Source organism: Longimonas sp. (assembly GCF_046498435.1).
Classification (GTDB): domain Bacteria; phylum Bacteroidota; class Rhodothermia; order Rhodothermales; family Salinibacteraceae; genus Longimonas.
In genome coordinates this window covers 1-11,062 of the sequence record NZ_JAWOAR010000009.1, presented here as the reverse complement: position 1 = coordinate 11,062, position 11,062 = coordinate 1, and the positions used below count along the sequence as shown (strand labels likewise).

At 57.6% G+C, this 11,062-nt stretch carries 11 protein-coding genes; 1 reads left to right on the top strand and 10 read right to left on the bottom strand.

The genetic code is table 11. The annotated features are described in order from the left end of the window. On the bottom strand, nucleotides 1-441 hold a 441-nt coding region (locus tag R6U20_RS00355), incomplete at its 3' end, for an HAD family acid phosphatase (RefSeq protein ID WP_410335882.1). A 227-nt stretch (nucleotides 442-668) separates the two neighbouring features. On the opposite strand from R6U20_RS00355, the gene mdh reads away from it, so the two are divergent. Further along, entirely contained in the window at nucleotides 669-1,613 is a 945-nt protein-coding gene (gene mdh, locus R6U20_RS00350) for a malate dehydrogenase (protein WP_410335881.1), read from the top strand. 108 nt (nucleotides 1,614-1,721) lie between these two features. Here mdh and R6U20_RS00345 read toward each other — a convergent pair whose 3' ends face one another. From R6U20_RS00345 to R6U20_RS00305, 9 genes are all read right to left on the bottom strand, one after another. After that, the gene (locus tag R6U20_RS00345) at nucleotides 1,722-2,711 is read right to left on the bottom strand and encodes an NAD(P)H-quinone oxidoreductase (RefSeq protein ID WP_410335880.1); all 990 of its coding nucleotides are present in this window, start codon (nucleotides 2,709-2,711) and stop codon (nucleotides 1,722-1,724) included. 395 nt (nucleotides 2,712-3,106) lie between these two features. After that, on the bottom strand, nucleotides 3,107-4,036 hold the full coding sequence (locus tag R6U20_RS00340; RefSeq protein ID WP_410335879.1) for a DMT family transporter: 930 nt from the start codon (nucleotides 4,034-4,036) through the stop codon (nucleotides 3,107-3,109). A 12-nt stretch (nucleotides 4,037-4,048) separates the two neighbouring features. Continuing rightward, nucleotides 4,049-4,474 (bottom strand): DUF4293 family protein, encoded by a 426-nt coding sequence (locus R6U20_RS00335; protein ID WP_410335878.1) that lies wholly within the window; start codon nucleotides 4,472-4,474, stop codon nucleotides 4,049-4,051. A 42-nt stretch (nucleotides 4,475-4,516) separates the two neighbouring features. Next, nucleotides 4,517-5,545: an isocitrate/isopropylmalate dehydrogenase family protein gene (locus R6U20_RS00330; protein WP_410335877.1), complete on the bottom strand. Its 1,029-nt coding sequence runs from the start codon at nucleotides 5,543-5,545 to the stop codon at nucleotides 4,517-4,519. Nucleotides 5,546-5,765: 220 nt separating this feature from the next. Beyond that, the gene (locus R6U20_RS00325; RefSeq protein ID WP_410335876.1) at nucleotides 5,766-6,221 is read right to left on the bottom strand and encodes an ExbD/TolR family protein; all 456 of its coding nucleotides are present in this window, start codon (nucleotides 6,219-6,221) and stop codon (nucleotides 5,766-5,768) included. A 155-nt stretch (nucleotides 6,222-6,376) separates the two neighbouring features. Then, the gene (locus R6U20_RS00320; protein ID WP_410335875.1) at nucleotides 6,377-6,976 is read right to left on the bottom strand and encodes an ExbD/TolR family protein; all 600 of its coding nucleotides are present in this window, start codon (nucleotides 6,974-6,976) and stop codon (nucleotides 6,377-6,379) included. A 50-nt stretch (nucleotides 6,977-7,026) separates the two neighbouring features. Further along, entirely contained in the window at nucleotides 7,027-7,305 is a 279-nt protein-coding gene (locus R6U20_RS00315) for a hypothetical protein (RefSeq protein ID WP_410335874.1), read from the bottom strand. Nucleotides 7,306-7,440: 135 nt separating this feature from the next. Next, nucleotides 7,441-8,175: a MotA/TolQ/ExbB proton channel family protein gene (locus R6U20_RS00310; protein ID WP_410335883.1), complete on the bottom strand. Its 735-nt coding sequence runs from the start codon at nucleotides 8,173-8,175 to the stop codon at nucleotides 7,441-7,443. A gap of 610 nt (nucleotides 8,176-8,785) precedes the next feature. Continuing rightward, complete coding sequence (locus tag R6U20_RS00305; protein WP_410335873.1) at nucleotides 8,786-10,408, bottom strand: S41 family peptidase; 1,623 nt, start codon at nucleotides 10,406-10,408, stop codon at nucleotides 8,786-8,788. Between the last annotated feature and the right edge of the window lie 654 nt (nucleotides 10,409-11,062).

The window sequence follows — 11,062 nt, the reverse complement described above, 5'->3', positions numbered from 1 at the left end:
GCGCTCGCGGCACCAGGCATTCCACGATTCGGTGTCGTACGTCTCGTCATCCAAGATGAGGCGCGCCTGGTAGGCCGAATTGTCGAGCACGGTTTCGTCGACGTCGAGGATGACCGCGGGCGGAAGATCAGCATAGGCTCCCACGCGCATCTGCTCGTTCTGCTCCACCGCAGCGGTGAGGGTGGAATCGTCCAGCAGCGCCGGAAGCTGCTGGCCCGCCTGGGCATAGGTCTGGCGCAACAGCGCGTCGTACTCGGCGCTTCGCTGCATCCAGAGCGTAGCGTTCAGGCTCTGATGATGCAGCTCCGCCTGGGCGGTTGCTGTAGGGGGCTGCTCAGAAGAATCGGTGGTGGGTGCCGTGCCAGCGCATCCGCCAACCCCAACCACAAGAAAAAGAAGCAGCGCAGTGCGGGTCGTCCAACGGTGAAACGTATCAGTCACAGAATCAACAAAGGGCAAGGAGCGGAATCATGGCGTTCCAATGCATGCGCATCGGGCCATGTAATCTAATTACCACATGCGGCCACCTGCAACTTTCCCTGCGTTGAGGTTGGGCATCTGGCGCAGTAGTGCTTTGTTTTTGCGAAATATTGGCTACCATCGAAGCGCTGTCACAGGTATGTTTGAGTGTCTGTATCCCCTTTCTTTTCAAAGAGACCCCAAGTGTTATGAAAGTCACAGTTATTGGCGCAGGCAACGTAGGCGCCACCGTTGCCGAATGCGTTGCCCGTAAAGACATGGTACACGATGTTGTGATGGTCGACATCAAAGACGGCGTGCCGCAGGGCAAGGCGCTGGATATGGTGGAGTCCTCGCCCATCCACGGCTTTGACACGCACATATCGGGTACCACCGACTACGCGGAAACGGCGGATTCGGAGGTCTGCATTATTACGGCGGGCCTGCCGCGCAAGCCGGGCATGAGCCGCGACGACCTGCTGGCGAAGAACGCGAACATCGTCAAGAGCGTCACCCAGCAGTTTGTCGAACACAGCCCCGAAGCCACGATCATTGTGGTGTCAAACCCGCTCGACGTGATGACCTACGTGGCGTACGAGGCCAGCGGCTACCCGCCCGAGCGCGTCATGGGCATGGCCGGTGTGCTCGATACGGCCCGCTACCGCGCGTTCATTGCCAACGAGATCGGCGTGTCGGTGCGCGACATTCAGGCGCTGCTCATGGGCGGCCACGGCGACACCATGGTGCCGCTGCCCCGCTACACCACTATTGGCGGCATCCCGCTTCCGCAGTGGCTCGACGACGACACCATCCACGACATTGTGGAGCGCACCAAGGGCGGCGGCGGCGAAATCGTTGACCTGATGGGCACCTCGGCCTGGTACGCGCCTGGCGCGGCGGCGGCGGAGATGACCGAGGCCATCATCAAAGACAATGGACGCGTGCTGCCCGCCGCGGCCTACGTCGATGGCGAGTACGACCTGGAGGGCTTCTTCATCGGGGTGCCCATCGTGCTGGGCGCCGATGGCGTCGAAGAGATCATCGAAGTGGAGCTCGACGACGAAGAGCGCGCGCTGCTCGATACCAGCGCCGAGCACGTGCAGGACAACCTCGACAACCTGCAACGCCTCATTGACGAGGGCGAAGTGAAGTAGTCTGCCCCGTTCTTTTGGAGTGCAATGTAGCCTCCGTATCCCCCTGTATTTTTAGGGAGATGCGGAGGCTTGTCTATGATGCATCATGTCTTCCGCGCTCCGCAGGGCCTATGCCTCCACCTGAAGCACGATCTTGCCCGCGTTGGCATTGGCTTCCATTCGGCGGTGCGCCTCAGCCACGCGGGTCCAGTCCATGACCGAATCGATGACGGGGGCAATGCGCCCGGCCTCCCAATATCCATCCAAGACCGCGCGCACGACCTGCACCAGCCGGGTTTTGTAGGCATCTGAGCGGCTGCGCAGGGTTGAGGCATGCATGTGAATGCGCTTGGCCATGAGCGCACGCAGCGACATGTCGTTGACGGTGCTGCCTCCCATAGTAGCCAGTTGCACCAGGCGCCCATCCGTAGCCATCACCTCAATGTTGCGGTTGAAGTACGGCGCCCCCACGAAGTCGATCACCACATCGGCGCCGTGCTCGGTGATGGCTGGCACACGCTCGGCAAAATCCTCGTTCTCGTAGTCGATGGTATGCTGCGCCCCCGCTTCGCGGCAGATGTCATGCTTGGGGGCCGAGGCGGTGGCAATGACTATCGCGTCATGGAGTCGTGCAATCTGCGTAGCCGCTGTGCCCACCCCGCTGGCTCCGGCGTGGATGAGCACCGTTTCGCCCTCGTTCAGGTTAGCCAGCCAGTGCAGGGCCTGGTACGCTGTGAGAAACACCTCTGGAAAGGCAGCGGCCTGTATCCAGTCGATGCCGTTGGGCACGGGCAGCACATGCCCGGCATGCGCCACGGCGTACTCGGCATATCCGCCCCCCGGTAGCAGCGCACACACGCGGTCGCCAGGTGCCCAGTCGATTACATCTGTACCGACTGCATCAATGGTGCCTGCGGCCTCCAATCCAAGTGTGTCGGGGGCCCCTTCGGGCGGAGGATAGTGGCCGCGCCGCTGGTACGTGTCGGCGCGGTTCAGGGCGGTAGCCTGCACGCGAATGCGCACCTCGTGCGGTTTCGGCTCGGGCCGCTCAATATCGCGAATGGTAAGCTGATCGGGATCGCCCGGCGTATCTACAACAACAGCGCGCATGGTGGGCATAGGCATGGAAAGGATTCGATGAATGCTATACGGTAAGCAAGATAACACTGACACCTGTCCCTATGTCCAGCAGCGCCCGTAGCACTCGCTGGACGTGAGGATACGCCTGCATCCTAAACTGCACGGCACAATGGTCTGCTTCGTGGAACGCGAGGGGTGGCACTCGGGCGAATGGATCGTGTCGGGTTTCCGAGACCTGTATTGAGATTCTTCCGTCTGCGGACCTCAGGATAACTTGGGGCATGCTTGCTCAGCGGCATGCGCCCTCTCGCACGTGCCATGCTGAACCTGTTCTGCAAGAACGTAACGGAAGCATCTGGGAATCTCTATTTGCTCTCTACAATTTGGCCTCCTCCGATGGTCCAAACAGCTAAGGAGGTGGTGGCTTTTAGGCATTACGCGCGGCGTGTATCCGTTGCTTCTTTTTGATGCGCTGCTGTCGAACGGCTCCTGTACACAACCACAAAAGCGACAGCTGCCAGCACAACGACCATCCCCAACGCCGACCATTCGCCTGGAGCTTCCCCAAATAATACGTAAGCAAGTATGGATGCACCGACTGGTTCCAGAAGCGCCAGCATGCCAATGAGCGCAGCAGGAACGTGCTGCAACGCCACGTTGAATGCGCTGTGTCCTAACACCTGTGGGCCAAGGGCAAGGGCAATGCCGCACGCATACACCACTGGATTGTATCCAACGAGGGGCACGCCTTGCCCCACAGCAGCGAGCAGCGTAACGAGAGCCGCCACGCTGTAGAGCGGAATGAGATATGCGAGCCACGACACATGCTGCCGAATTGCACGCCCAATGAGTAGGTAGATGCTCACGAGCAATGCTGCCGACAGCGCCAGGAGGTTGCCCCACCATGCTTCTGCGCCAAAGGCCACCGCTCCTGCATCGGTGAGTCCCATGAGCGCGGCTCCGCCTACTGCAACGACAATCCCGCCAACGACGGGCCAGGCCAGACGCTCACGCAGCACAAGATAGCCGAGCACTGCCACAAATACCGGACTGGTTGTGGCAAGCACCGACGCGCTGGCGACTGACGTGTAGTAAAGTGCTTCGATCCAGGCAATGAAATGCGCACCGAGCGCTGTCCCCGAAGCCAGGATGAGTCCCCAGTCGCGCCAGCCGAAGGATCGCACCTCATCGTGCACGTAGGCCAGGCCGGGCAGCATGACGAGGGCAGCAGTGCTGGTGCGCCACACGGCGATCGTGAGGCCCGGTGCCTCATTGGCCCACCGAACGAGGATAGGGGCGAATGCAAAACTAAGCACCCCCACCGTGAGTGCGAGGATCACGCGTGGGGGCATAGAATCAGCCATGGATGTACAGGCTTAGCGGAGGCGGTCCATCGATGCGACAAGTTCTATATCGTGCTCAATGCCACGGCGTGCAAGCCATAACAGGACGTACGTTACCAATGGGCCAATCAGTAGTATGAGGCGATCGGTGTTAAGGCCGGTACCGTCGTAGGCCTGAAGCTCATTGGTCATGAAGAAACCGCCGTAGAGTGTTACGGACCAGAGCACAGTCATGAGTTGCGCGCCCACGACCACAGTGCGCTGGGTTGCACGATCGGTATATAGGAAGATGGCGCCTATCGCAGTCACCGCAGTTACCGCGCCCAGTCCTACAATGACAGGCAAAAACCAGCTGTAGGTTGCGGCGGCTTCGCTTCCCCAGAGCGATTCAAGAAACAGAACGCCACTTAGGACAAGCGCAGCCAGCGCCAGGTAGATGGTTTGGATGCGTTGGATCATGGCCTCATTGGTTGGTGCGAAACGCTTCGCGGATATAGACTCTTACGCCTGGGCAGCCATCTTTTCTTCGACGCGTTCTGCCAGGTTCTCGGCAAACTCGGTTGTTGAACTGGAGCCGCCCACATCGGCTGTCAATACATCGCCTGCAGCATATACCTCGCGCAGGGCCGTATTGATGGCGCGGGCCGCTGCTGTTTCGTTGAGATGACGCAGCATCATCACCGCGCTCCGGATGAGCGCTGTGGGATTGGCCTTATTCTGCCCGGCAATATCAGGGGCACTGCCATGCACCGCCTCAAAAACCGCATAATCATCCCCAAAGTTGGCGCCTGCCGTCACGCCGAGTCCGCCTACAAGTCCAGCTGCCAGGTCGCTCAAGATGTCGCCAAACAGGTTCGTGCTCACGATGCAGTCGTATTCTTGCGGATACATCACGAGCTGCATGCACATGTTGTCGATGATGCGATCGTTAAAGGTGACGTTGGGATAGCGCTGCGCCACCTCACGACCCACCTTCAGGAACAGCCCTGACGATTCCTTCAAGATATTAGCTTTGTGCGCGAGCGTCACCGTATTGCGCCCGTTTTTCTGCGCATAGTCGAAGGAGAAATCCACAATGCGCTCCGACCCTCGACGCGTGACGCGAGCCGTTGAGTCTGCAATTTCGAGGCGTGCATCGTACGTTTCAATGCCGGCGTAGAGGCCCTCGGTGTTTTCGCGGAAGATAATGAGGTCGATGTCATCGAAGGGCGTATCAATGCCGGGCAAGCTCACGCACGGCCGAACGTTCGCGTAGAGGTCCAGGCGCTGGCGCAACTGCACATTTACACTGGTAAAGCCTTCGCCCACGGGCGTGGTGATAGGGCCTTTCAGCGCTACGCCTCGCTCGCGAATGGAGGCTGGGACGTCGTCGGGCAATTCAGGACGTTCTTCTTCGACCGCAGCGGTGCCGATAATCTGGTGCGTATCCCACTCAAATTCGACGCCAGTGGCTTCCAGCACATGGAGGGTAGCAGAGGTTACTTCGGGGCCGATGCCGTCGCCCGGCAGGAGCGTTACATGATGAGCCATGATGCGTATGATATACGATTAGTAGGCGGCAGACGATGAACAAGAGAACGTCCAGGGAGGCAGTATGTCCGGAAAAGTAGGACAGACGCTTCCGGTAAGGCTGAATGCCTCAGTAAAGATGTCGCAGCAAAGAACGCACAGCAAAGAAAAAGCTCTGCCAGTTGATTAGCAGAGCTTTTCTTGCAGAGCTTTTCTTGATGGTCTAATACGGTCGGCTGCGTTACTCATCAACGACAGGATTAGACGAGTAGTTGATACGGAGGGTCCCGGCCTCACGCAGCTCTTGCTGGACTTCATTGACAACTTGCATCTCCGACTCGCGGTCTACGCGAAGCGATACAATCAGTTTGGGCTGTTCTTGCAGTTGGTTGTACATGATGGTACGGATGGCAGCGTACTCTTCGATGAGGGCGTCATCGATCTGCACCGCTGTTTCCCCTTCGCGCTCCCCACGGATGACCGGGCCAATGTATACGTTTGAAATCAAACGCTTCTGGTCGATCTTAGTGAGGGCCTCAGCATCGGGCAACTCCGTGCGCACCTTAATCTCGGTCTCTCGCAAGACGGTTGTGACCATGAAGAAGATCAGGAGCATAAAGATAATGTCGGGCAGCGAGGCAGTTGTAATGCCAGGCGAGGTATCCGACGATCGTTTCTGAAAGCGTTCGGAAGCCATAAGGAAAGCAAGCAGCGTGGGTACGAAGGAGGGCAGCGTCGTTTGGCTTGCGGGCAAAATCTACCTGTGTGACGGTATGCCACGCAGGCAGCATGTGCAATGCCTAAGCCAGGCTCACAGTCGAGGGACGACGGGGCAGTCAGGAGCCAATCGGGTCAAGACCCGGCATCAGGCTCAGCGATGGAGATATTACGCGGGAAGTTTTCGCGAATCTGATCTTCTTCTTCCGGCTCTAACGATTCTCGATATTTTTCGTAGCTTTCGTAGTTCTCGTCGAGCACCGTTTCACCCGAAGGGAGATTTCCTGACTGGGCTATGCCATCGTAAATCTCGCGATACGCCATCTGGATTTCATCAAGCACTTCGATGTAGGTCCGATATGGCGTTTGAGCATCAGTCTTTAGGGAAATCACCGCATCGCTAGGCGATTCAGAGTAGTCTGGTTCTTCCCCGTAGTTAAGCACGTGCGTCTCCACCTCTTCGCGAATCTGATTCACCGACGACATGCTGTCGTCAATGAGCACCTCGCCTGAGGAATTGACCAGCACATTCAGCAGGTTCCGCTCAGTAACAGGCGGCGGCTCCTGCTCTTCTTCAAGTTTGGGGGGCAGTGTCATCCCAATTCCGGTATCCACATTAATTGTGGTTGTTACCAGAAAGAAGATGAGCAGCAAAAACGCAATGTCGGCCATCGAAGACGTCGGGGTTTCCGCGTCTTCGCGTTTTGACCGACGTTTATCAAGCAGTCCAGCCATAGCAACAGGGGATCAAAGGGGCGGAAGGAGGGCGAGCGAGCAAACGCGTCTTACAGGAAGAGCGATCGCAGACCGCTTCCTAACAGCCCCAACAGGCTTGTAATGAACATGACGACGACGGTGACAATGCCTGCTTCGGCCCATGTTTGCATTGTAAAGCCAAGCACGGCCAGCAGCAAAATAGGTGCAACGACGAGCACGACCGTAACCGGGCGGACTTTTCCGTACGATACGTTGCGCAGGCTAAACAGGCCCATGGTGAGGAGGCTCAGCCCCGAGAGGCCAAGTGCGACGATTATGCTCCAGTAGAGGATGGCGTTGTTACCCATGTGTATAAGCGCGTTGTGTAAACAAGTAATTCAACGAAAGCGGCCCGCGGCCCCGACGAGGCTGGTGCAGTGCCTATTTGCAGAACACACCAACGAAACGCGCCGGGGGGCGGGGAAGCGACAGCAGCGCTCCGTTTAATTCACCGTGTCGTCGTCGTCGCTGAAGTCCTCTTCGAGCAGCTCGTCATCGCCGAGCACCGATTCGCCAGCTTCCAACAACACAAGCGAGTCGATCAGTTCGATGGAGGCGTCTTCCATCTCGGCTACGATGCGGTCAATCTTCGAAACAGCGTAGTTGTAGAAGAACTGGAGGATCACGCCAACAATCAGACCAAAGGCAGTCGTCAGCAGGGCTATTTTAATACCACCGGCTACCAGACGCGGCGAGATATCGCCTGCTGTTTCGATTGCATCGAAGGCCTCAATCATCCCTACAACGGTTCCGAGGAAGCCAAGCATTGGGGCTACGCTAATGAAGAGCGAAAGCCAAACCAGCCCGCGCTCCAGGAAGCTCATTTCAATGGATCCGTAAGAGACCACCGCCTTCTCGACGGCGTCAATGCCTTCGTCGGCACGGAGCAGCCCGGCCTGGAAGACCGATGCAACCGGACCGCGCGTTTCCGCGCACACGTCTTCTGCTGCCGACACGCCGCCCTCGTCGAGCGCCTTCTTTACGTCGTGCAGGAAGCTCTGCGTGTTGATGTCCGCGAGGTTAAGAGAAATGATACGCTCAAAGGCAATCGCCAATCCGACGATCAGGCAGATTAGCACCGGCCACATCCAGTTGCCGCCTTCGTTGAAGCGCTCAACCAGCATGTTTATGGTTCCGCCTCCGCCGTTATCCTGTAATAGGAGGGCGAACTTGAGCATAAACGCATTAAAATGGACCATAGGGGCAGTTCCTCAGTGGGATCAAGTTTGTGCGAAAACATATGACGGTGCGGCCATAACGCGGCAACGGCGGCGCACTTAGCGCTGGGCGTAGCCATGCGTGTGAAGCATGCACGCTGCAGCTTATCAACGGAGCGCAAGCCAGCGTGGCGTAAACCGCATTAACCGAATAAGAACCAGACGTAACGACTCAACGCAGATCTTCAACGGAGACGTTGGTTGGACGTCTGGCACCTGTTCGGGCAAATCGGGTCGGGCAAATCGGGTTGTGGGGGTAGCGATCACAACGGCAGTGCGTTGTAGCAGGGCTATGTTCGTTCTGCACCATGTGTTGGCTCTGCATCATGTCGAGCAGTGACCCTGTCACTTGTTATGTAGTGCAGACGCCAGAAGCGACGTGCACCAAGTGGGGCCCTGCTCGTGTGGACCATGCATCACTTCAACATGGCATTTTTACACTGCATTATGCGTCGTAACGTATCCTACACGTTCTACAAAAACGGGCGTGCGGATGAAGATTGCAAGCGCCTTGTGTTAGAACGGATACTCTCTTCATCTGATGTTGACCACACGGTAGCCTGAATGCGCATCAGAACCGCTCAACATAGGTTTGCGCACGGTCTGTTGCGTGGGGCCACAAATGATGCGTGGCCTGCACAACCGGGTCAACTTCATTCTGTACACGAATCCATCCGGTACTCCCAAAAAGACGCTGGGCAATCATGCTTGTGAGCGCGTTCTGTAACAGAATTGTTCCGCGCACCGTATCAGTTAAATGTCTGTAGTCATGCATTACACTTGGCGCTGAATGAGATGCGCCTACGCTTTGCGAAAGGGTGGAGCCTGTTTCCGACGCAATGGCAGACCTCAGCCCCGGTATGACCGTGTCGGGTAAGTCATAAGTTTCCAAAAACGCTTCGGGACGTCCGTCCCACGCATTCCGTAAGGACTCGATGCGTTGGTCTATCCACGTGCGCATGTAACCGCGCACAACGGGTTGCTGCACAACCCGCTGCATCGACAGGTACAGCGTATCGCGCTCGATGACATGATCCGGATGCACGCCCCCAACGTCCAACGAATCGGAGGAGGCATTCTCCTGGCTGCTGTACGCTGCTGGGCGCATAACCGCTGGTCCCGTATCGTAGGGCTGCTGTATGACGCGCCCACTCGGCGTGTAGAACCGCGCCACAGTCAGGCGCAATCCGCTCTCATCCTCCAAACTATACTGGCGTTGCACCAATCCTTTGCCATAGGTTGGCTGCCCCACCACCGAGGCCCGCTTATGATCTTGCAACGCGCCCGCTACAATCTCGCTTGCGGAAGCGGATTGTTCATCGACCAACACCATGAGAGGCCGCTCTTCGTAAAGGCCGACACGCTCGGTGCGATATTCGTCCAGCACCTCGTCGTCGCGGCCCTGTGCTGAAACTACCAGCTGGCCTTCCTCCAAAAATTCATCGGCAACACGCTCGGCCATGCCCATGAGCCCGCCGGCATTGCCACGCAGGTCGAGCACCAGGCGGTCCATGCCTTCGTCTGTGAGTGTATTCAGTGCCTCGCGCACTTCGCTCTGGGTAGTGCGGGCAAACCGGTTCAGTTTGATGTAACCGGTGGTCGCATCCAGCATGTAAGCCGCATCAACCGTTGTTAGGGGGATGCGGTCGCGGGTTATCGAAAGCGCAACGGGCTCACGGACTCCAGGACGGCGCACAGTAACGTCAACAGTTGTGCCGCGTGGTCCTTTCAGAAGAGATTGGATCTGCATATCAGGCTCCCCCACAAGCGACGTCGTGTCGCTCCGCAAGAGGCGGTCTCCGGGTCGTACACCCGCCTCATCGCTCGGGCCGTCTGGAATAACGGCAACCACTACGGCGGTGTCGGGGGCAGATTCTGCCTGAATGCGTTCATACGTAACGCCAATGCCGTCAAACTCGGCATCGAACGACTCACGCACCTGCTGCATCCGGTCGGCTTCGATATATGCGGAATGCGGGTCGAGCCCGCTAAGTAATCCGCGCAGGGCGTTCTCCCCAAGCGCCTCGACCGACATAGGGTCTACGTAGCTCGCTTCGGTGACATGAATGGCTTCTTCGAGCTTATCGTACGTGTCGGGTGCGCTCCAGTAGACGCGATGAAGCGTTTGTCCAGCCACCACCCCAATACCGATGAGTCCCAGCGCGATCAGCAGTACGCGAAGAGCACGAAGCATGCAGCCAACATTCGTTCGTGGAGGGTGAACATCACAACAAATACGCGTACCGTTGCTGAAGGCAGGGGATCCATCCCTTTTCCACAACATCAATACTGCTCAAGGAGCGCTTCATTTGCAAAAATACGCCGGTCTTTCTACCACGGCATCTGCGGAATACTTGGAGTGCTCCCTCGCCCAAGTACCGCATCGTGCATCCCCCAAGCAGGTGCTCTGCCCGAACGATAGATGACAGCTAAGTAAAGACAGGCATGAAGTTGGGGGTTTGTGCGTTTCAAACCGGTATCATGTGCGCCCCGACATTACTTAATACACGCTCTCATTCGTACGGTGCTGCGTTTCACATACGTGCTTGATCTATATGATGTTACGTCATCCCTCCCCCTAAATCTCCCTCCTCCGAGGGGGACTTGAGGAACGCCTTCCACGGTTCCTTCCTCCTCGGGGAGGACAGGTAGGATGGAGGGGAATCCACCCGGCAATCCCCAAAACCATTGTTGAGGTCACTTAGGTACCAGAAAGCAGAACATCAACGCTACAGGTGATTGGGCTACCCAAGCCTGTCTTCTCTCTTCATCGGCCGACGGGAGATATGTCACCGTCGGCCGAGAACCCCGGCGTCACAGTCACCTGGGTGCCGGTGTCTGAGAACTT